Origin of the sequence: Sphaerospermopsis sp. FACHB-1194 (assembly GCF_014696235.1) — a bacterium.
Taxonomy (GTDB): domain Bacteria; phylum Cyanobacteriota; class Cyanobacteriia; order Cyanobacteriales; family Nostocaceae; genus Sphaerospermopsis; species Sphaerospermopsis kisseleviana.
Map to the genome: position 1 here is coordinate 163315 of NZ_JACJPU010000003.1, position 22318 is coordinate 185632.

General features: G+C 41.0%; 23 protein-coding genes and 1 tRNA gene. 5 read left to right on the plus strand and 19 right to left on the minus strand.

Annotated features, from left to right (window positions below; translation table 11 throughout):
* Positions 1–4: 4 nt before the first annotated feature.
* The 9 genes from H6F45_RS03185 to H6F45_RS03225 all read right to left on the minus strand — a co-directional run bounded on the left by H6F45_RS03185 (position 5) and on the right by H6F45_RS03225 (position 6906).
* Positions 5–844: a phycobilisome rod-core linker polypeptide gene (locus H6F45_RS03185; protein ID WP_096565061.1), complete on the minus strand. Its 840-nt coding sequence runs from the start codon at positions 842–844 to the stop codon at positions 5–7.
* Positions 845–1031: 187 nt separating this feature from the next.
* Positions 1032–1640, minus strand: coding sequence for a HEAT repeat domain-containing protein (locus H6F45_RS03190; RefSeq protein ID WP_096565059.1), 609 nt, complete (start codon positions 1638–1640; stop codon positions 1032–1034).
* A 109-nt stretch (positions 1641–1749) separates the two neighbouring features.
* Positions 1750–2574: a HEAT repeat domain-containing protein gene (locus H6F45_RS03195; RefSeq protein ID WP_137666389.1), complete on the minus strand. Its 825-nt coding sequence runs from the start codon at positions 2572–2574 to the stop codon at positions 1750–1752.
* Positions 2575–2584: 10 nt separating this feature from the next.
* Positions 2585–2827 (minus strand): phycobilisome linker polypeptide, encoded by a 243-nt coding sequence (locus H6F45_RS03200; RefSeq protein ID WP_096565055.1) that lies wholly within the window; start codon positions 2825–2827, stop codon positions 2585–2587.
* Between the two features lie 50 nt (positions 2828–2877).
* Positions 2878–3738, minus strand: coding sequence for a phycobilisome linker polypeptide (locus H6F45_RS03205; protein WP_190346428.1), 861 nt, complete (start codon positions 3736–3738; stop codon positions 2878–2880).
* A 356-nt stretch (positions 3739–4094) separates the two neighbouring features.
* Complete coding sequence (gene cpcA / locus H6F45_RS03210) at positions 4095–4583, minus strand: phycocyanin subunit alpha (protein WP_096565051.1); 489 nt, start codon at positions 4581–4583, stop codon at positions 4095–4097.
* A 103-nt stretch (positions 4584–4686) separates the two neighbouring features.
* Positions 4687–5208: a phycocyanin subunit beta gene (locus H6F45_RS03215; protein ID WP_096565049.1), complete on the minus strand. Its 522-nt coding sequence runs from the start codon at positions 5206–5208 to the stop codon at positions 4687–4689.
* A gap of 561 nt (positions 5209–5769) precedes the next feature.
* Positions 5770–5964, minus strand: a complete 195-nt coding sequence (locus H6F45_RS03220) for a hypothetical protein (RefSeq protein WP_190346429.1) — start codon at positions 5962–5964, stop codon at positions 5770–5772.
* Between the two features lie 21 nt (positions 5965–5985).
* Positions 5986–6906, minus strand: coding sequence for an RluA family pseudouridine synthase (locus tag H6F45_RS03225; protein WP_190346430.1), 921 nt, complete (start codon positions 6904–6906; stop codon positions 5986–5988).
* 1068 nt (positions 6907–7974) lie between these two features.
* On the opposite strand from H6F45_RS03225, the gene H6F45_RS03230 reads away from it, so the two are divergent.
* Positions 7975–9054, plus strand: coding sequence for a response regulator (locus tag H6F45_RS03230; RefSeq protein WP_096565045.1), 1080 nt, complete (start codon positions 7975–7977; stop codon positions 9052–9054).
* 59 nt (positions 9055–9113) lie between these two features.
* Here the strand turns inward: H6F45_RS03230 and cobA are convergent, their stop codons facing one another.
* A complete protein-coding gene (gene cobA / locus H6F45_RS03235; RefSeq protein WP_096565043.1) occupies positions 9114–9860 on the minus strand; it encodes a uroporphyrinogen-III C-methyltransferase in 747 nt (248 codons plus the stop codon).
* Positions 9853–10584: a sirohydrochlorin chelatase gene (locus tag H6F45_RS03240; RefSeq protein WP_190346431.1), complete on the minus strand. Its 732-nt coding sequence runs from the start codon at positions 10582–10584 to the stop codon at positions 9853–9855. Before H6F45_RS03240 ends, cobA begins: the two co-directional genes overlap by 8 nt.
* A gap of 48 nt (positions 10585–10632) precedes the next feature.
* On the opposite strand from H6F45_RS03240, the gene H6F45_RS03245 reads away from it, so the two are divergent.
* Positions 10633–10821: a hypothetical protein gene (locus H6F45_RS03245; RefSeq protein WP_096565039.1), complete on the plus strand. Its 189-nt coding sequence runs from the start codon at positions 10633–10635 to the stop codon at positions 10819–10821.
* Between the two features lie 105 nt (positions 10822–10926).
* Here the strand turns inward: H6F45_RS03245 and H6F45_RS03250 are convergent, their stop codons facing one another.
* Complete coding sequence (locus H6F45_RS03250; RefSeq protein WP_137666386.1) at positions 10927–11307, minus strand: DUF4359 domain-containing protein; 381 nt, start codon at positions 11305–11307, stop codon at positions 10927–10929.
* A gap of 117 nt (positions 11308–11424) precedes the next feature.
* Here H6F45_RS03250 and H6F45_RS03255 point away from each other — a divergent pair.
* Positions 11425–11497, plus strand: a tRNA-His gene (locus H6F45_RS03255).
* 350 nt (positions 11498–11847) lie between these two features.
* On the opposite strand, the gene H6F45_RS03260 is transcribed toward H6F45_RS03255, so the two are convergent.
* Positions 11848–12396, minus strand: coding sequence for a peptidoglycan-binding domain-containing protein (locus tag H6F45_RS03260; RefSeq protein WP_096565035.1), 549 nt, complete (start codon positions 12394–12396; stop codon positions 11848–11850).
* 731 nt (positions 12397–13127) lie between these two features.
* Here H6F45_RS03260 and glgB point away from each other — a divergent pair.
* The gene (gene glgB / locus H6F45_RS03265) at positions 13128–15419 is read left to right on the plus strand and encodes a 1,4-alpha-glucan branching enzyme (protein ID WP_190346432.1); all 2292 of its coding nucleotides are present in this window, start codon (positions 13128–13130) and stop codon (positions 15417–15419) included.
* Here glgB and H6F45_RS03270 read toward each other — a convergent pair.
* The 4 genes from H6F45_RS03270 to tyrS form a co-directional block, all read right to left on the minus strand.
* Positions 15379–16077 (minus strand): hypothetical protein, encoded by a 699-nt coding sequence (locus tag H6F45_RS03270; protein ID WP_242052548.1) that lies wholly within the window; start codon positions 16075–16077, stop codon positions 15379–15381. The two genes, glgB and H6F45_RS03270, sit on opposite strands and share 41 nt — an antisense overlap.
* A 206-nt stretch (positions 16078–16283) precedes the next feature.
* Positions 16284–16997: an orotidine-5'-phosphate decarboxylase gene (gene pyrF / locus H6F45_RS03275; RefSeq protein WP_190346433.1), complete on the minus strand. Its 714-nt coding sequence runs from the start codon at positions 16995–16997 to the stop codon at positions 16284–16286.
* A gap of 443 nt (positions 16998–17440) precedes the next feature.
* Positions 17441–18061 carry a Uma2 family endonuclease gene (locus H6F45_RS03280; protein ID WP_190346434.1) on the minus strand — a complete coding sequence of 207 codons (621 nt, stop codon included), beginning with the start codon at positions 18059–18061 and terminating at the stop codon, positions 17441–17443.
* Positions 18062–18195: 134 nt separating this feature from the next.
* Entirely contained in the window at positions 18196–19461 is a 1266-nt protein-coding gene (gene tyrS / locus H6F45_RS03285; RefSeq protein WP_190346466.1) for a tyrosine--tRNA ligase, read from the minus strand.
* Positions 19462–19574: 113 nt separating this feature from the next.
* On the opposite strand from tyrS, the gene H6F45_RS03290 reads away from it, so the two are divergent.
* A complete protein-coding gene (locus H6F45_RS03290; RefSeq protein ID WP_190346435.1) occupies positions 19575–21497 on the plus strand; it encodes a PBP1A family penicillin-binding protein in 1923 nt (640 codons plus the stop codon).
* A 177-nt stretch (positions 21498–21674) separates the two neighbouring features.
* On the opposite strand, the gene H6F45_RS03295 is transcribed toward H6F45_RS03290, so the two are convergent.
* Together H6F45_RS03295 and H6F45_RS03300 are read right to left on the minus strand one after the other, a co-directional pair.
* On the minus strand, positions 21675–21998 hold the full coding sequence (locus H6F45_RS03295; RefSeq protein WP_096565025.1) for a DUF1825 family protein: 324 nt from the start codon (positions 21996–21998) through the stop codon (positions 21675–21677).
* 127 nt (positions 21999–22125) lie between these two features.
* Positions 22126–22293, minus strand: a complete 168-nt coding sequence (locus tag H6F45_RS03300) for a hypothetical protein (protein ID WP_190346436.1) — start codon at positions 22291–22293, stop codon at positions 22126–22128.
* Between the last annotated feature and the right edge of the window lie 25 nt (positions 22294–22318).

Below are 22318 nucleotides of genomic sequence, written 5' to 3' on the forward strand. Positions count from 1 at the left end.
TGCCCTAATTTTTCGCGATCGCCGGGATATAGCTGTAAGGTAGAGAAACTGCTACTGGTTTAATGGTTACTTCCTCTGTGGTGACATCCCGTGAAGTGTCGGGAATTTCCAAAGTTTTCACTTGAGAAGTCACAGCAGCAATTGTTCTTTGGTAGTTGCGTTCGGGAGTAATGATGTTTCCAGCCATTGCCAAGAAGTTAGCTGGAATAGCTTTGCGGATATCTTCAGTGGTGAGAGTTCCCGAAGTGCGGATGCTGTAGAAGGAACGATAACCAAAAGAACGCATACTTTGGGTATCGCGCCAATTGGCATTGTAACGGGGGTTAACTAAGTTAAAAGGACGTGAACCAAAGCGACGACGTTGATAAGGTACGATATCATCACCAAAGTTGTTGAGGTACTCGTCAGAGTCTAACAACGCATCAATAAAGCCATGTACGCCTTTGGTAGCAATAACAATAGACCAAGCAATTTCTTCATCTTTGTTGTAAGCTGCCCGTCCCACAAACCGCTTGAGGATAATATCAACTAAGCGATAGTTAGAGTTAACCTCTGCTACTTGGCTGCGGAAAACATCTGATTTACCCAAACCCCGGATAAAATCACGAACAGTAATAGCCCGGTTTCGCAGTTGAGATTCTAAAAATTTTTGACGATAACTGCTTAAAATCAGATGTTCGCTAAAAATCTGCCGATATCCTGCCCAAATAATTGCATCAACATCTTGATCTGATGTGGCGTAGTTCAGTTTATAAACGGTTGGGGTGTCTTCGTTGGGAACTTCGTAACCTTCGACACGCTGATTTTGTGAAGAAGGAGAATATTCTAAAAGTGGTATTGACATCTTGACTTTTACCTTGTTTTATGGTGATGCTGAAATTTAAAATCCCAAACTGGTAGAAGCTAATTGGCTAGAGTGTCGATTCAGTAATGCTAGGTAATCTGTTTTTACCTTGTAGGGGCGAAGCATTCGGACAGAATATGAACTGGTTTCAGCGATAGGTTATCACCCAAATGCTTCGCCCTGACGATTAATGAATCGGTGTTCTAGAAGCCAATTGAATGCGAGCGCAAACAGCTTTTTCACTATCATGAGCCAGCATTTCTTGGAATCGAGTTAAGATGATTTCTCGAACCTCCGCTATTTTTGCCAAAGACTGTAAACCAACAATGGCAGCATAACGAATTGACCAGTCTGTATCTTGACAAATTAACAGCAGTGTCTCTAAAGCGCGATTGATAGCTGTTTGACGTTCAGCAATGCCTAATTGAGACCAGTTTAAATTTCCTAATCCTTTAGCAGCAGCACGGCGCACACTAGGCGCGAAGTCTGTAGCAGCAGCGGTGATTAACACATCTAAAGCACGGGGATCAGCGATCGCTGCTAAGGTGCGAATCGAATAAGCCCGTGCGCCATAGTTATAATCATCAATTTGTTCTAGCAATTGGGGTACTGCTATTTCTCCCAATTCTGTGAGTCCTGCTACTGCCACCACCGCTGCTGCTGGGTTATTGTAACCAAAAACAGCGATTAAGGTAGAAATGGCCTCTGGATCTTTAGCTGCTGCTAGGTTCTTCACTGCTGTCACCATTTGCGCTGATGTTTCCGCTTGGTTGACAGCATTAATTAGTTCATTCATGTCTCAGTGGTCAGTAGTTGGAAGGTGACAGTAAGAAGGCAAGAGGCAAGAGGCAAAAGTTTATTCTTCCCAATCACCAATCACCAATCACCAATCACCAATCACCAACTTATAAAAGTGAATCCATCAGGTGCATGACTCGGACTGCCTGATCAGAAACGCAATCTAATCCATCCGCAAGTTGATGTTCTAACAATCCTTTAAGCGCCATGAGTTTAAAACTATTTTCTGCCTGAGCTTGGGCGATCGCATCAGCAGCAGCCATATACCCAATCGCTCCCAAATCCCCCAAAATAGAGCGCCGCAATTTCAGATCACTGCTTTGCATCATTGTCACCAAAAATTCCCCATACTGAGAATCTTGGGTGAGTTGATACATAGCCCTAGCTGCGGAGCATTGCACCCTTGTGACTGGATGCTCTAAAAAAGGCTGAATTAGGGAAATAGCCTCAGTTGCACCAATAGCTCCCAAGGCTTCTAACACTGCCTGATATGGTTGGGTAAGATGGGGGCGGCCTGGTACTTGCACGGCCTTGGCAACACCCCCATCTAGCATTTTGATCAGTGCTGCTAATGCTGCTTTAGCGTTCAGCATTGCTAAAGATTGGGCTGCTGCTTCCCGCACATAAAAATCTGAGCATTCCAAACACTGAATCAAGCCCGGTATAGCTTTAGGACTGCCCAATTTTCCTAATGCTCGGGCTGCATTTCTTCGGAGTGGATAACCTCCTAGTTCTGTTTTGTCAGCTTCATCCTCTAACGCTGTCATCAGTGCGTCTACGGCTTCTGGCTGACTGACTCGAAATTTACCCAACCACCAAGCGGCATAATAGCGGAGACTTAAATCTGATGATTGCAGGTTGGCGATCGCTTGCTCTGGTGTCAACTGCGCCCCATTTTCGGCAGAATATTCTGACGTACTGGGTTCTATCATGACCAGGGCTTTATGATTCTGCTACAGTCAAAGGTTCAATTTTGACAATTCTGCCACCTAAGCGGCTGATCCGCTGCATTTCTTCAGTCATCCGGCTGTAGGGTACGGTCATAAATACGCTACCGCTACGACGAATGCTGAAATTATTTTTGTCGGTTTCTTGGTTTTGCTTTAAGCCCACAACTTCATAACGAAATACACGGCTTGCAGATGAAGAAACGCTACTAGCACCAAGTGTAGTTTGACCGAACATTACTTCTAAATCTCCTCTTGATGGGGTATACCAACAAACAGCACTCTACCTTATGTGGATATAACGCTGACAATTTTGCCACCGGATCGGTGAATTTGCTGCATTTTGTCTAAAAGGCGCTCATAAGGTACAATGAAAGTTGTGCTGCTGCGGCGCACGCTGGGGAATCCTGGATTGCGTATGCCCGCTACTTCAATTCGGTAAACGCGATCCGATTGCCCTACAGCATTACCTAAGTTTTGTTTGGGAGCGTTATCCGCAGTGGGACGGAATGCCCAATTATTATTGCTACCGGATGGACCGACAACGGAGGAAGCTTTGTTACTTGCTAATTCCCTCGCCAAACGTGATTTGCTACCTTCTACCTGAGCAGTATCACTATTGGCATATCCACGGTACAAACGGAACATCCGGGTAAAACCAGCAGATGTTTGTCCTGGTTGAAAATCAAACCCGCGATAATATGGAACAACATTGTCGCCAAAGTTGTTTTGATACTCCATCGAATCTATATAAGAGTCGATTTCTGCATCGTAACCCTCGTTAATATATAAGTCTAAGTGGTATGTCACCTCAGACTCATCCAGAGGAGCGCGACCCAACAAATGTTTATAGTTGAGTTCAATCAACCGAGTTTGGAAACTGTTATAGAAGAATTTGGATTTGTAGAGTTCTGACTTAGCTATACTCCGCACAAACTCACGCACGCTCAAATTGCCATCACGCAAAAGTGACTCTGCACTCTTCAAGCGATCTGAAGCCAGAATATAGTCGTTTCCTAAAACTTGGCGATAAACGGCTTTGATCACCATTTCCACTTCTTCGCGGCTGGCTTTGGGGCGTAGTTCAACTCGACGTGAATCACTAAAAGGCTCAGTTCCCAGCCTAGACGCTGCTGCTGTAATTGCCATTGTTTTTCCCCTTTGATTAGCAATTTTGATTAGCAATACTGCTCTTTCTAACCAATTGCTGGTTGCATCAAGTTGGTTATTTGTTAGCTATAGCCACAGATAAGGTAATCAGGACATTAATTAACTGGTGATACAAACTTTAGTGATCAGAAAACTATTATCGCTGTCACCTGTCACTTGTCACCTGTCACCTGTCACCTGTCACCTAACATACATAAAACTATGCCCGGAGCGAGATCCAACTGCTAGGTGATTCAGTCTAGTCGAGTGAAAAGAGATTCCCCACGAAAACTGATTTAACCCCAAAGGGATAAACTTCATCCAGCACTTGTACCCTTCTCCGGGCAAGAAGCTATCTAGCTGAGAGCGTTGATAGCGTAGTCAATGTAGGTGTTAGCTTCGTTAGCAGCTTGGCCGCTCAAACCGTGGTTGCCTTTGATATATTTCAAAGCTTCAACATACCAGCTAGGAGACAAATCAAATGCGCTGTTGATTTCAGCCAAACCAGCAATTAGGAACTCATCCAAAGGACCTGTGCCACCAGCAACCAAGCTGTAGGTGATGATGCGGAGGTAGTGACCAACGTCACGAGCGCACTTAGACTTACCACGAGCATCAGCAGCAAATTGAGCGCCTGGTGTAGAGGTGGTGTAGGGAAATTTGCTGTATACGGCGTTAGTAGCACCATCAATCAGCTTTTGAGCGTTAGCTGTCAAACCACGAGCAGCTTCCATGCTGGCAGCAGCACGTACAAAACGACCGTTAACAGCTTGTAATTCTGTGTTGCTCAGGAAACGTCCTTGGGTATCAGCAGATGCGATAGCTTCGGTAATTGGGGTTTTCATGGTCTAATTTCTCCTTGATTGGTTTCGTATCTTGTTGGAATAGCTAGATTTTTAGCTGTGGACTACTTGTACTTGTTTGTACTTGTTGATTAAACAACGTTGATTAAACAACAGCAGCAGCAGCACGATCAAAGTAGCTTGCCAATTCAGAAACTAAAGAACTGCAATCACCTTTGGTGATACCGTTGGGATCGTTAACGATATTGATAGCAGCTTCTTTCATTTTTTGAACACCAACAGCTACGGAAGCACCAGGAGTACCCAAAGCTTGGTAAGTTTCACGTAAGCCATTTAAGCAACGGTCATCGAGAACACTAGCGTCACCAGCCAATGCAGCGTAGGTAACATAGCGTAAGATGATTTCCATGTCGCGCAGACAAGCAGCCATGCGACGGTTGGTGTAAGCGTTACCGCCAGGAGCGATCAATTGGGGCTGTTCTTCAAATAAAGCACGAGCAGCGTTGGTAACGATATCTTTAGCGTTGCTGGTGATGCGGTTAACAACGTCCAAACGCTTGCTACCAGCAGCTACAACTGCTGTCAAAGCATCTAGTTGTTCGGTGCTTAAGAATTCGCCTCTAGCGTCAGCTTGAGTAACAACCTTGGAAAATACATCTAATGTCATGGACTCTAATCTCCTAATTACTTAGTTGAGAGTTGTGTTGATTGAAACAGGTGCTGTTTTATCAATCAGGAATGGATGCTCAAAAACAATGAGTTAATCAAAGCTAAGTTGTTGTCTACTTCTTTTCTCATTTTCTCGTCTATCTTCCTGAAGGCAGAAATATGAGAATCAGAGGTAATTTTATGAGAAACCAGCCAACGAGATTGGATTGGTTGCCTCGTTTAACTTTGCTCTGTTTTTGAACCCCTCCAGATTAGTTTATACACTGCTATAGAGACTTTATTTGTTACAATTTATGAATAAATAAGATCAGGTAATAAGAAAAGCCTCAAGTCCTTTACATATAAGGGGTGTATACCCGAAAAGTTACTAATTTTCGTTACAAAACTTCATTAAGTTTGTAGATAAGAAGAAATTTTATACATTTTATATTAATTTAATGATTCTGAAACCATATACCAATACTCAACTACAGGTATTTTGGGATCATATCTAGACCCAGTAGTTTATATTAAAGAATGTAAAATTTACATTTCTAAATATTGTTGAGAACCTGTTAAATTAACCTCCCAGGGGGGATTTCAGGGAGGTGGGGACTGGGGACTGGGGACTGGGGACTGGGGACTGGGGACTGGGGACTGGGGACTGGGGACTGGGGACTGGGTAATGGGGACTAGGGACTGGGGACTGGGGACTGGGGACTGGGGACTGGGGACTGGGGACTGGGTAATGGGGACTGGGTAATATTATTCCCAATCACTAATCACCAATCACCAATCACCTACGACGGAGGACTTCTAATAGCGTTGTAAAGGTTTGGGGCAGAGGTGCGGTTACTTCAATCCAATCTCCAGAAATGGGATGCTGTAACTTGAGTCGCCAAGCGTGTAATGCTTGACCGGGCAAATTTACCCCCACAGAACGACCAGAACCATAAACAGGGTCGCCGACTATAGGATGACCGATTTTGGCACTGTGGACGCGAATTTGATGAGTACGCCCTGTTTCTAACTGGAAATGGATCAAGGTGTAGTTCCCCAGCCTTTCTTTCACTTGCCAATGGGTTATGGCTGACCTACCCCCCTCTTCTATGGGGACTATGGCCATTTTTTTGCGGTCTTGGGGATGACGACCAATGGGTAAATCTACAGTCCCGCTTTCGGTTTTTGGCGCACCGTAAACCACCCCTAAATATTCTCGGCGTGCTGTTTTGGCTTGTAGTTGTGCTTGTAGGTGTTGATAGGCGATATCAGTTTTAGCAATAGCAATCGCTCCAGTTGTATCTTTATCTAATCTGTGAACAATACCAGGACGTTGCACACCACCAATTCCCGGTAAATTAGGACAATGTGCCAACAAAGCATTTACTAATGTACCATCTGCGTGACCAGGTGCTGGATGAACTACCAAACCTGCGGGTTTATTGAGAATGAGTAATTGCTCATCTTCGTAGAGAATATCTAAAGGGATATCTTCTGCTACCAGTTCCAACGGTTGAACTGCGGGAATTTCTAAACAAATGCGATCGCCAAGTTTGAGATTTATTTTTTTAGATGTACAAACTTGATCATTGACTTGAACATGACCCTGTTCAATTAACTGTTGTACACGGGAACGAGATAAATCAGGTATTGCAGATGACAGATAACGATCCAGACGTTCAGTTTTCTCTTGGACTAAAAGATTAATAGCGGTCACAGTTGGTTAATTTTAAACAGCTAAGTATATGAAAATTCTACTGATATCAGGGAATGGTGATTGGTGATTAGTGATTGGGAATAATATTACCCATTACCCATTACCCAGTCCCCAGTCCCCAGTCCCCAGTCCCCAATACCCTAAATCATCCTGATAGTGAATTATGAAAGAGGAAAAGAATAAATTAAGCACTGTGTGAGTAGAAATAGTCCGGGATATAGTATAGCTAATTTACAGTACATTTGCTTTGTAGTCATTAGCTTTACTAGCTTAAAAGGACTATTGATTTTAAGCACAAACATCTTGTTTGATCAGCAAAATCAGGTGAAACATAGTATTTTTCAAGAATGGACAATTGACAATGACCTCTCCCTGAAAGTCAGAGGATTGAAAAAGCGGATTTTTTTTGGTTTTTTCCCCTTCAAAGGGGAGGTTTTAAACCTTGAATGAAACAATTATCAATTGTCAATTGTCAATTATCAATTGATAAACTGCTATTTTCATTACTAATTTTTGTATTAACTTGAATTTTTTATATTAGGTTTAAAATAGTTTTTTATTTCCCTGTTAAATCTATAGTAACGTGAAATTAGTAGGTAATTACTGAGCATCTACACATATACCACATAATCATTCAAGGCTGGAATACAACAAATTAGAAGTAATAGAGAAGGTGTAACTTTTCTGAACTTAATGCTTCTAAATCTTTGCTATTCTCATGTCTTACACCTTTATCTTATTAGGGAAATTAAAGTCTATAACATCCAATGATGTCGTAGATTGAGCATTGCCAACCAGCCCTTATGGAAAAAGTGCAGGATGTGGATTTTGCCCATATGACTGCTGATAGGGGAATGCTTAGATAAATTCTGCTTTTTGCCCAGGTGAGGGGTGAGTGGGGTGTGGGGTGTTGGGTATTGTGTGTTTAGAGAAAAGACTTGCTATACTCACTCCCATGTAAACCGTTATCTTTATCTGGCATTAAGTCCAAAAAGACCGGTGTGAATCCTCTACAGGTGATTCACAAATTGTGATGTCAAATTTTTATTTGTATTCAAATCCATGCTAATGAAAACGCTTCCTATTAGTAGATACAGATTTTTCCAAAAACTACAACCTCTATCCCTGTTGAAGAAAATCACCAGTAAGTCGGTTACTGGTTGTTTAGAGGTATTTAGCACTTCCGGGGCTTGGTCAATATATGTACAAGAGGGGAAATTAATTTATGCTTGTTACTCAGAGAAGATGTTTGAGCCACTGTATCGCAACTTGCAGAGGTTGACCCAGAAAAATTCTACTCTTCCCAGAGGTATTAATGAGCAGTTACAAAGCATCTTTGAAAGAGGTGTGGAAAATCAGGCTATTCCCAATCCAGATTATTTAGCTATTTGCTGGTTGGTGAATGAGCAATATATTAGCTCTATGCAAGCGGCAATGCTCATTGAACAATTAGCTCTAGAATTTCTAGATTCATTTCTGCAAATCGAAGAGGGAAGTTATGAGTTTATCCATGAAACCTTTTTGGATGATTTGCCCAAGTTTTGTCATTTGAATCTGCGCTTATTAGTGGAAAAGTGCCAGGCGGGGATAAAAGTTTCTCCTGAACAATTTTGGCAGTATAGTCAGCAATCTTCAGCAGGTGTCAGAGTTGCTACGGAGCAGTTTTGGCCAGACAATGAACCAAAGACACGCCCTAAAATTGAAGTACAATTGCCCCCAATTGGCAATAAACCACCAACTCCCAGCAAATATCAAAGATTTTATTCCCAACCCAAGGACAAAAAACATTACACAATTTTCTGTGTGGATGATAGTCCTTTGGTGTTAAATACTATTAAAAGTTTTTTAGATGAGCAAATATTTTCTGTATTTGGTGTTACAGATTCAGTAAAAGCTTTGATGGAAATTTTCCATACCAAACCAGATATGATTTTTCTGGATGTGACGATGCCGAATTTAGATGGCTATGAAATTTGCTCTTTATTGCGGAAACAGCCATATTTTAAAAATACACCTGTAATTATGGTGACAGAAAAAGCCAGCTTGATAGATAAAGCTAAAGCAAAACTCGTTAGAGCTTCAGCTTGCTTGACTAAGCCTTTAAATCAAAGTGATTTACTGAAAACGGTTTTTCAGCACATGATTTAAAGCAGATAATTGAAAGTAGATGATTGAAAGTAGAAAATATAAGTTTTTCTCGATCTAGATTACACTGGACGACAATTAGATAAAATACTGTGCATCTTGACTACTGCTCCAATGACTGCGATCGCTGGCGCACTAAATCCCGTCTCTTCAACTTGTTGCACAATTGTCCCTAACTCACCAATTAATTCTTCTTGTTCTGGCCGGGTTCCCCACCTCACCAAACCTATTGGAGTCTCTAGACTCAACCCAGATGAACTCAACTGTTCCACAATATAAGGTAGATTGTGGATACCCATATAAATAACTATTGTTTCTGAACCTTGGGCGATCGCTTGCCATTTTATAGTCGGTCGATACTTACCCGCCGCTTCGTGACCCGTTACAAATGTCACTGATGAACTATACAGACGGTGGGTTAAGGGAATACCAGCATAAGCCGCCGCTGCAATGCCGGCTGTGATCCCCGGCACAACTTCTACAGAAATTCCCGATTCTAGTAACTCTGCCATTTCTTCCCCACCACGCCCAAAAATAAAAGGATCGCCACCTTTTAACCGCACCACAATTTCATGATCTTGGGCTTTTTCAATGAGTAGTTGGGTAGTTTCTTCCTGTAAGAGCGAATGTCTCCCCATGCGCTTACCAGCGTTGATTTTTTCAGCTTGGGGATTGATCATTGCCAAAACCGGCGGACTTACCAAAGCATCATAAATAACTACATCCGCACATTCCAATAAACTTTTACCCTTGAGAGTCATGAGTCCAGGATCACCAGGACCAGCACCGATTAAATAAACCTTACCCAAAAACTTTTTCCCCTTCTGTTGCTAAATCCCAGATTATATCAGCTAGTTCTGCGCTGACTCCTAAAGGTGGTGCTAATTGCAACTTTACCCCAGGAAATTTTAATTTTAGCTTTTCTAAAGATTCGGCGATCGCATCAGTTATTCCCCCAGCGAATAAAAAATATGGCAAAATTGCAATCTGCTGATTACCAGCAGCTACTAATTCTTTTATCTTTGTTTCTAAACTGGGAGATACAGACCAATAAGCCGTTACTGCTCCCAAACTCCTAGCTATATCTTCTACTGGTTGTTGAGAACCAGAACGACGACTACCATGAGCTAAGAGAATTGATACTTCTGCTTTTATAGTAGCCATTGTTGAAGTCAGCAGTTTTGCTAAATTTCCATGACTTCCTACATAAGCTTTAATCTCAATCTGGATCTTTTCACCCAGTGCTGTTTGTGCAAGTTCCACTTCTGCGGGAATATCTGACATGACATGAACTCCCGGTAGCAGAAATAAAGGTATAATTTTTAGGCATTTGCAACCAAAAGCTAAAGCCTTTGGCGCGAAATCTTGAATTTGCTGGTTTAATGGTTGAGTATTTAGCTCTAGGGTAGCTATCCCTACTAAATGTTCACTATCTGGTAATTTCAGACTGAGCAGCTTTGCTAGTTGCTGCATAGCAATATTTGGACGCGGATCACGACTACCGTGAGATACTAAAAGATAAGCAGATGACATAGGCTGACGATGTGATTAACTAAAAATTTAGGTTAAGGAGTATTTATTATGAAAGAATTTATGCACTCTTTAGAAGAATTAGTGGACAAACTAACACTAGGTGCTATTTTAGAGATGTTAGAACGAATCTGCCACAAAAAAGCAGAAAATCTCAGAACTCACTGGAATGATGAAGAAAACGCCAAGTTATGGGAAAAAGCAGCTAAACAAATCGAAAATATCAATGTCGATATTTGAAAAATAGGGAGATGGGGAGGAAGGGGAAGTAGGGGAAGTAAGGGAGGTTAATAACCCAGTCACCAGTCACCAATCACCAGTCAGCAATCACCAGTCACCAATCCCCTATTTCTTTTCTGCTTTATAAGTATAAAAGTTGTCAAATGCGCCTACTGTTTCAAATTTGTAACCAGGTATTAAATTATCAATTTTTAAATCAGTAGTATAAAGACTAAAAATAATATAGTTCTGTCTTTTTGTGGTGGCAGAAATAATATCTCTAATTTTCGGTTGAGCGGAATCAACCAGCTGGTTGCAATTAAATTGTATCAGATTTTGCAAAAAATTCGGTGTTTTTTGACAAAAATCTGTTTTTAAGTAAGTTTTCAAACGTTGTACTGCATACTCTTCATATTTAGGCTGTTGTGGATTTGTGGTAGCCATCGTCACTCCCAAGACTGCTATTCCTGCTGCGCCTACAGATGCAATTAAAGTCAATACTTTCATATATACCAGGTTGTGATCTAATGACTACAGTTTAAAGACTACAAAAAAATTAGTCAATTTCAGTCAAAAAAAATCTTGATCATTTTTTAAAGTCGTGCTATGCTCAGAGAGTAAATGGCGAGCGTAGCCAAGTGGTTAAGGCAGTGGATTGTGGTTCCACCACTCGCGGGTTCGAGTCCCGTCGTTCGCCCTGGTAATAAATTATTATTTTCCGTGGGTTCAAGCAACGCGAGGAAAGAAAACAAAAAGGAAAGTAAATTAATATTGGCTCTGTTTTTACTCAGTGCTGACTAATACAATAGACCTCTCCAAAATAGAATGTATTAATTTGTCATAAGTTGTAGGGGCGAAGCTTATGGGTGATAATTTAACGGAAAAATCAGACATCTAGATATCCCATAAGCTTCGACCCGCCCCCATAAATAGGTTCCATAATTTCTTTTCTGGAGATACAGCATAAGTATCGTTAATTAGTAGGGGACTGGTGACTGGGGACTGGTGACTGGGGGGAATAAGATACTACTTCTTCCCTCCTGCCTCCTAAATTGACAACTCCCACCAAGTTTTTTGACCAACAATACCATCTACTAATAAATTACGTTGACTTTGAAAAGCTTTAATAGCTGCTTCAGTAAGAGGTCCAAATATACCATCAACTCGAATACCATAGCCATTAGATACCAATAAACGCTGCATAATTCTTACAGACATACCAGAACTACCAAAACGTAAAGTTGGCATGGGTTGTCTGTTATGTGCTGGGTATCGTGCTAATAGCTGCTCTTTTGTAGGGATATCCTGAGCATCAGCTAACTCAAAAGATATTGAGGACAGGTGCTTTTGTCGAATTTGTTTTAATATATGATCCCGCTGATGTGCCAGTGCTGAAATTTGAGGTTTGTCCCTTCCGTCTACTGTCATAAATTCAGGTGGTGTGATTTGAGAAATAGAAGTTAATTGAGATAACTGACTATTTTTTGAATTATGCACGCCATTTTCCGTTGTCAATGGTCGCTGCTCCGGCAAATGGGGCAAATTTGGTTGTGTGGTGCTTAATACGCCCGTCATTAGCAGGCCAATTTCAGTCATTTTAGTTTATCTGATATTTTGTACCTATAAGGATAAACCAGGAGTAGACAAACAAATAGTGTGAAACTGTAACTCTCGTCCAACAAATTATTTTATGTAAGCTAAAGTAATAAAGGAGACAAATAATTACAGTGTAAAAACTTATTTATTGGGAAATTTGATTAATGATAGTAAACGATGATTCTATCGAAGAAAAGAGGTTTTTAGGTTAATTTACTTTTCTTTACATACTTTGGTTGTTTCCTGTCTTTCTACTTATCAATTGTCAATTGTCAATTATCAGTTGATAACAGTAATATCTAAATGCAAATTGTCAATTTTTGTGTAGTATATATTACTATGTTGTATTTACACAATTAAGCTATTGCTGAGTCATATTTATAACGTTTTATCACTTTATCACTTTACCAGTCCAGGAATTATTAGTTAATTTTAGCAAAAAAAATATTGACAAAAAGTTTATTTTACCCATAGTACAGCAACATAATTGCAACAATTGGGTGTAAAACCGGACTGAGTCCCGCAAAGCTAACACCTTTTCAGGCAAAAATTTTTTGAAGCGGTTATCATCACCGTTACCAAAATACCTCTTCCAGTCCCCATTTCCCAATAAGATACATTCTGGTGTTAGGATAACCGTGACGACAAAAATGCAAATAAATGTAAACAATATATATTAAGTTCTTAAAAACTGAATTTAGTTAATCACCTTATTTCCAGTAGGTAGCTTCATGTCCATCAGTACCATCGCTCCTGAGCAGGTTAATCGCATTGTTGGGAATCAGCATCATGATCCGTTTGAGGTACTAGGTTCACATCTTATAGAACAGGAAGGTAAAAAAGTCTGGGCTGTGCGAGCTTACCTCCCAAATGCCAGCGCAGTTTATGTAGTAGTTCCAGAAGGACGCAAAGAATATCCCATGACAACGGTGCATCATCCCCATTTTTTTGAATGCACCATAGAAACACCAGAACTTAACAACTACCAATTACGAATCAAAGAAGGAGAGCATGAGCGAGTCATTTATGATCCTTATGCCTTTCGTTCTCCCCATTTAACAGATTTTGATTTGCATTTATTTGCAGAAGGAAATCATCACCGCATTTACGAAAAATTGGGAGCGCATCTTACAGAAGTTGATGGTGTCAAAGGTGTTTATTTCGCCGTTTGGGCCCCCAATGCTCGCAACGTTTCTGTTTTGGGAGACTTCAACCACTGGGATGGACGCAAACACCAAATGCGGAAAGGACACACAGGGGTTTGGGAATTATTTATTCCTGAACTGGGTGTGGGAGAACATTACAAATATGAAATCAAAAATTTTGACGGACACATTTACGAAAAATCTGATCCCTACGGTTTCCAACAAGAACCACGTCCCAAAACAGCATCTATTGTCAGTGACTTAAATGCTTACAGATGGACTGATGAAAATTGGATGGAAACCAGGAGACATACTGATCCCCTCACCCAACCAATTTCCGTTTATGAAGTGCATTTAGGGTCTTGGTTACACGCTGCTAGTGGCGAACCAGCAAAATTGCCCAACGGCGAAACAGAACCAGTAGTTATTGCTTCAGAACTCAATCCTGGGGCGCGTTTCCTTACCTATCGGGAACTAGCAGCCAAACTCATCCCCTATGTCAAAGACCTGGGATATACGCATATAGAATTGTTACCCATTGCCGAGCATCCCTTTGATGGTTCTTGGGGTTATCAAGTCACAGGTTACTTTGCTCCCACTTCCCGGTTTGGCAGTCCTGAAGATTTCATGTATTTTGTAGACCAATGTCACTTAAATGGTATTGGTGTACTGGTAGATTGGGTTCCTGGACATTTCCCTAAAGATGGTCATGGTTTAGCTTTCTTTGATGGTACTCATCTTTATGAACACGCTGATCCCCGCAAAGGTGAACATAAGGAATGGGGAACTTTAGTATTTAATTACTCCCGCAACGAAGTTAGAAATTTCTTAGTTGCTAACGCCCTGTTCTGGTTTGATAAATACCATATTGATGGCATTCGTGTTGATGCGGTTGCTTCGATGCTTTACAACGATTATTGCCGTAAAGATGGCGAATGGCTACCTAACCAGTACGGTGGTAGGGAAAATTTAGAAGCGGCTGATTTTCTGCGTCAAGTAAATCACAACATCTTTAGTTATTTTCCCGGAGTCCTTTCCATTGCCGAAGAATCTACTTCTTGGCCTATGGTGTCTTGGCCTACCTATACAGGTGGTTTAGGGTTCAACCTGAAATGGAACATGGGTTGGATGCACGATATGTTGGATTATTTCAGCATGGACCCTTGGTTTAGGCAGTTTCATCAAAACAATGTCACCTTTAGTATGTGGTACAACCACAGTGAAAACTTCATGTTGGCATTGTCACACGATGAAGTTGTACATGGTAAGAGCAATATCATCGGTAAAATGCCCGGTGATAGATGGCAGAAGTTAGCTAATGTGCGGACTTTATTTGCTTATATGTTTGCTCACCCTGGAAAGAAAACCATGTTTATGAGTATGGAGTTTGGCCAGTGGAGTGAGTGGAATGTGTGGGCGGATTTGGAATGGCAGTTATTACAACATGAACCCCATCAACAGTTAAAAGCATTTTTTAAGGAGATAAATCATCTTTACCGTTCTGAACCTGCTTTATATACTCAGGATTTTGCGCGGGAAGGGTTTGATTGGATTGATTGTAGCGATAACCGTCACAGTGTAGTTTCTTTTGTCCGTCGTGCTAAAGATTCTGATGAGTTTGTAGTTGTGATTTGTAATTTTACACCTCAACCCCATTCTCACTATCGCATCGGTGTACCAGAGAAAGGATTTTATACTGAGTTGTTCAATAGCGATGCGCGTAAATATGGCGGTAGCAATATGGGCAACTTAGGAGGAAAATGGACTGATGATTGGTCTTTACATAATCGTCCTTATTCCTTAGATTTGTGTTTACCACCTTTGGGAGTTTTGATTCTCAAACTGGATCAAGAAAAGACTGCGGAAGCACTGAGTTAAGGTTTAAACTGGGATGTTGCGGGGAGTAGTTTACACTTCCTGCTTCACAATCCCGTAACCAAAGTTTAACACCTTGAGCGATCGCCCCCTGACTACTATCTCTTGGTGGTGCTATAAGTGGTTTTACTGGATATTCACCAGTTTGAGTAAACATCATCACCACCTGCCAACCCAAAGTAGTTTTCGTCAAAAACAACCTGTGGAACTGTTGCAACTCCACCGCCTTTTTATCTATATACTGTCGTTCCAGAGTTGTAAAAAAAACCTGCTCAACCCCTTGGGAAGCATAATTATTAGTATTATTAGCAGTATTATTAGCAGTATCAATACCAGGGTTTAAAGGTAAAGGTTGAAACTTCGGCTTACCTGCCACCAAAATATAAGGATAGATATCAACACTGCGACTCAGACGACGGGATCTTTGAATAACACGGTTAGCATAGCTAGGTAAATCTAACATCAACTGAGTAGTTAAACCTTCTAAACCTTGCTGAGAACAAGAACTACTCATTTTGGAATCAACAGGTTTAGGAGAGAGTTTTTTGGCGAAAACAGGAGATATAAAGACAAAAGACAGAAAAAGCCACAAAGGAAAAAGAAATACTAAATCCTTAAAAACAAACCAGCCATTTTTTCTTCCTTCATCTTGAAAATTCATCAAATTCAAAAAATCACATCTTGTAAAAAATATTATCGCATAACTTGGGCGGGTAAGACTTGTACTAAGCTGATCGACGCTTGTACTGAGCAAAGTCGAAGTATGCCCACTCCACAAAAATCAGAAAACACCAGCAAAAAATCTCTTTAAAACTTCATCCTTCTGGGTTCTCTGCGCTTCTGCGTGAGATTTAACAAAGTTGTTCACTAACCCAAATTTAACTCCTCACAAATCTTATCCCAAGCCAGAACCGGATCAGCAGCAGCAGTAATAGGTCTACCGATCACCAAAAAATCAGCACCGGCTTGAAAAGCTTGAGAAGGGGTGAGCGATCGCTTTTGATCACCCTTATCAGCCCAACTCGGACGCACCCCAGGACAAACCAGCAAAAAATTCTCACCGCAAGTATTCCGCAACTGTGCCACCTCTTGGGGAGAACAAACCGCCCCATTCAAACCCGCATTTTTTGCCAAAAGTGCCATTTCTAAAGCAAATTCCGGCAATTCCAGAGGTATTTTCAAATCAAACGCCAAATCTCGCGCCGAAATGCTAGTTAACACAGTAATAGCAATTAACTTAGGCGGTTTAGTTCCCGCTTTTTCCGCTCCCACCTGCACCGCTTCTACAGCAGCCTTCAAGCAATCATTACCACAAGTGGCATGAATTGTCAACAAATCCACCCCATAACCAGCAGCAGCACGACAAGCACCGGCGACAGTATTGGGGATATCGTGAAACTTCAAATCTAGGAAAATCCGCTTTTGGCGAGATTTTAGCACATCCAGAATAGCCGGACCTGTGCTAGTAAACAATTCTAAACCAACCTTCCAGAACGTGACTTGGGGAAGTTTATCCACAAGAGCGATCGCACTTTCTAAATCTGATACATCTAAAGGTACAATAATTTTTTCATCATTCATAATTCTGGTTGTTACATTCAGTTATAGTAGTCCTATTAAGGGTGAAAATGTCAACATCTCATGATATCTTCCATCCGCGGAATTTATCTAACACGTAAAGACGGGTGTTCAAAACCGGATAATCATTTTTTGGCAAGGATTTGAGGATGTCTTTGACAATCTTGGGAAATGAATTTATAATCATGATCCAATCAATATTTTGATATAGCTTGCTCAAATTTTAATATATTTTGGGCTATTTTTATCACAGATTTCTTAACATTCAACACTTCTGACCTTAGAATTATCTTCCACTAATTTTATTAATGGGTTAGAATCTCTACAAAATGGGTTAGAATCTCTACAAAAAAGATATTTAATTAACAAAATTGTAGAAGATAACATATTGTTTGATTTATCTCCTATTTTCAGAGAATATGTGAGAAATTTTTGTGAAGATTAATCTACATCATCCCCGCCTGAAAAATCTGATTTGCAGTTAAATTTAATTCAGAAAAAACTTGAGAAATAACCCGTTCATCATCTCTAAATTTACTGATTTGATATTCTCCATCTACCAAATTACAAACAGAAATAGTAGGTTGTTTGGGATTACCAATAAAATTACGTCCTCCTAAAGCTGCATAATCTATAATCCAATATTCAGCAATACCCATTTCTTCATAATCAGCGTACTTTAAATAATAATCATCACGCCAATTAGTGGAAACAACTTCGATGATTAAAGGTATGGAAGCACCATGACTAATAACTGATTGTTTTTTCCATAATTGTTCATTAGCTAAATTAGCACGATTTAAAACTAACAAATCGGGAAAATAACCAGAATCTTTACCTTCTGGTCTAACTATAACTTGATTAGGTATCACATACGGAAGATTTAACCCATCAATTTTAGCACTAATTTTGATAGTTAAAAACCCTTTAACTTCTTCATGATCTCCCACCGGTTGCCCCATTGTGACAATTTCTCCATGATGTAATTCATAACGTATATCGGAATTGTCAGGAAGCCAGTTAACAAATTCCTCAAAGGTGACAATTTTATTTAGGGTTTGAATCATGACTGTGAACAATTATTGATGATGAAAATATTATAACAGCAGGGTGCGTCAGATATCAAAAGTATATTTATTGACATGACTTCTACCGTCTGACGCACTCTACGAGTCCCGTACGGGTGAACGGCTATTCTCTCCTACTTTACTAACCGCACAAAATTTTTTTTACCCACCTGTAACACTTTACCATATAAATCATCAGGCTGAGAAAAAATTAAATCCACATCATTAATCTTATCACCGTCTATCCTGACTCCACCCTCTTGAATTTTCCGTTTACCTTCGGCGGTACTTTTACACAAACCGGTAGCACCGAGAATATAAGCTAATTTAGCGGGAAATTGAGGAATAGCAGCCACAGAATACTCTGGTAATGCTCCCTCCTTACCACCACTTTTCGCCGCTTCTCTAGCCTCATTAGCCGCTTGTTCACCGTGATATTGACGGACAATTTCCCAGGCTAAAAATTCTTGGCGATCGCGTGGATTTTCTGGCAGACTATGCAAAGGTAAATCCGTCAACAACTCAAAATACTGTGACAGTAAATTATCTGGCACAGCTTGAAGCTTTTGGTATTTCTGGGAAGGGTGTTCTGATAAACCAACATAATTACCTAAAGACTTCGACATTTTTTGTACACCATCAGTTCCAATTAAAATAGGTAACAGCAAACCAAACTGAGGTTTTAAACCAAAATGACGTTGTAAATCTCGACCTACAGCAATGTTAAACTTTTGATCAGTTCCCCCTAATTCCACATCAGACTCCACAGCCACAGAATCAAAACCTTGCATCAGTGGATACAGGAACTCATGGAGGAAAATCGGATTCTCTTTCTTATAACGTTCAGCAAAACCTTCCTTGGCCAACATCTGTCCCACCGTCATCGTAGACAGCAACTCCAGAATTTTCCCCAAATCTAGACGGGAAAGCCATTCCGAGTTGTAGCGTACCTCCAACCTCCCAGGTGTGTCAAAATCTAAAATAGGACGCACTTGATCAAGATAAGTTTGGGCATTTTGCTTAACCTCTGTCTCAGTCAACTGACGACGGACATCAGACTTACCCGTAGGATCACCAATTCTTGCGGTAAAATCACCAATAATCAAAACCGCCGTATGACCAGCATCTTGAAACGCCCGCAGTTTTCTTACTGGTATACTATGACCCAAATGAATATCCGCACCCGTAGGATCAATACCCAACTTGATCCTTAAAGGACGGTCAGCATTGAGCAACCGCTTTTCCAAACTTTCAGTTTCACTATCAGCATCATGAGGTTGAGGAAAAATTTCTGCCACACCACGATGTAGCCAAGAGAAATTCTGCGCCATACTAGCCATACTATAAGATTCACTATTAACTACACTTTGCACTTTAGAAATTAGGTTGGTAAAGTCCACTGGCAAATTATCCGTTTTCTGTCCTGCCAAACTACTATAATTGCAAAAAATTAACCGACTTTTTTCATTTCATCAATTACATTTATATTTATTAGTGAGGAAGTAAAACCGCCGTGTCTTCTAGGACTTTTGTAAACAAGCAATCCCAAGACCAGGCTTCATCTGGGTTTGAATTTTTTAAAGGCGTAGGTCAGGTAACTGGCGCTACCCTACTATCGCTCACACTGCTGTCAAGTTCTATTGCAGCGGGGGGACTGGTGGGACTGGCCATAAGTTTCCGCAACTTGCCAGACGTGAGACAGTTACGCAGCTTTTCTCCCACAGAAACCACATACATATATGACATTAAAGGTAAACTCATATCAAGCATTCACGGTGAAGCAAACCGCGAAGTAGTACCCTTAAATAGAATTTCCCCGAACCTCAAACGCGCTGTACTAGCCAGTGAAGACGGTCACTTCTACAGTCACCAAGGCATTAACCCTTCTGGTGTAGGAAGGGCTGTAGTAGTAAACTTGGCAGCAGGTGGTGTAAAAGAAGGTGGTTCTACCATCACCATGCAGTTGGTGAAAAACCTGTTTTTGTCTCATCGGCGGGCTTTTACTCGCAAATTAGCCGAAGCAGTTTTAGCCATTCGTTTAGAACAAATTCTGGAGAAAAACGAAATTTTAGAAATGTACCTCAATCAAGTATATTGGGGTCATAATAACTACGGTGTACAAACAGCCGCCCGGACTTATTTTGATAAATCAGCCGAGTTTTTAACCTTGGGTGAGTCAGCAATGATGGCGGGTTTGATCCAAGCCCCAGAAGAGTTTAGCCCCTTTGCCAGTATGAAAAAGGCAAAACAAAAACAAAAAGAAGTGTTAGGGCGGATGTTAGACTTGCGGTGGATCACCCAAAAAGAATATGATGATGCCCTCAAGGAAGAAATTAAACTAGGGAGAATTAGGTCATTTCAAGGTAGCGCCCTACCTTATATTAGCAATACCGTAGCCCAGGAACTGGTGAAAAAGTTTGGAAGGGATACAATGCTTAAAGGCGGGATGCGGGTACAAACCACCGTGGATGCCAAATTCCAGATGATGGCAGAATCAACTGTGAGTAAGTGGCACAAAAATTTACTAGGTCAAGGGTTGCGTGGAAATCAAATTGCTTTAGTTGCAGTTGATCCCCGCACACATTTTGTCAAAGCTCTAGTTGGTGGGGTAGATTCTAGAGCAAGTGAATTTAACCGCGCTACCCAAGCACTCAGACAACCAGGTTCGGCTTTTAAACCTTTCGTTTATTATGCTGCCTTTGCCACTGGTAAATATGCTCCAGATAGCACCGTATTAGATACCCCTGTTAGCTACCGAGATGGCAATGGTTGGTACTTCCCCAGAAACTACGATGGTGGGTTTAGTGGTGCAATGTCTATTCGTACCGCTTTAGCTCAATCTCGCAACATCCCTGTAATTAAGCTTGGTAAAGCCATAGGGATGAATAAAGTTGTTGAAACCTGTCGGACTTTGGGTATCATGAGTCCAATGGAACCAGTTACCTCCCTGCCTTTAGGTGCTATTGGTATGACTCCCTTGGAAATGGCCAGTGCCTACGCTACCTTTGCGAATTATGGCTGGCAATCACCAGCAACAGTAATAGTCAGAATTACAGATAGTAGTGGTAATGTGTTACTCGACAACACACCAAAACCCCAGCGAGTGCTTGATCCCTGGGCATCAGCAGCAACTATAGATATTATGCAATCTGTGGTTAGTAGCGGTACGGGTAAGGGTGCAGATATAGGCAGACCATCAGCAGGAAAAACAGGAACAACTTCCTCAGAAAAAGATATTTGGTATGTGGGTACTGTGCCACAACTCACAACTGCTGTCTGGGTGGGAAGAGATGATAACCGACAATTATCCAGTGGTGCTACAGGTGGTGGTATGGTTGCTCCCATCTGGCGTGATTTTATGGAGCAAGCCCTTAAAGGAGTACCATCAGAGAAATTTAAAACACCTTCCCAGTTTCCACGTCCTAAAGCAAATTAGAGTGAGGTAATGGGTAATGGGTAATGGGTAATGGGTAATGGGTAATGGGTAATAGGTGATACAGTGAGTGGATTTAGGATTTTGGATTGTATTTCATGAACTCCAATCTAAAATCTAAAATTTAAAATCTAAAATTTTTCCCAATCACCAATCACCAATCACCAATCACCAATACCCTCATACCTGTTTTTCCAACTCAGCTTTCATTCTTTGCAGAGTCATATTCATCTGCTCAAACATTTGTTGTGGTGTAACACCAAACTGATTTAGCTGAGTTTTTAGTTGCTGTATGGTCATTTGCGCCATAAAATCTTCTGATAGCTCGAACCGCTTCATAAAGACGCGATATCGGTCCATCATAGATTCCATCTGCTCAATAAACAGCTTTTTGCCCTCGCGGTCAAATTTGCCGTAGTTGTTGCCAAGTTGAATCAGTGCTTGGTAATCTTCAAAAAGCTGTTTGGCTTCGTGTTGAACTATTTCAGAGTCAAAGAATCCCATTTTACTTATATTCAACTGAGTGCTTGTACTCAGTAGCTGAAAGTTTTGTCTCTAGTCTTATTTTAGTCTAGAGGACTAATCTAGAGAACAAAATTCGCTGGAAGTACGGTTTTTTACAGAAATTTCACTACTTGACTGGGGATTGGGGACTGGGGACTGGGGATTGGGGACTGGTGACTGGTGACTGGGGACTGGGGACTGGTGACTGGTGACTGGGGACTGGGGACTGGTGACTGGGGACTGGGGACTGGGGACTGGGGATTGGGGACTGGTGACTGGGAATAATATTACCCATTACCCATTACCCATTACCCATTACC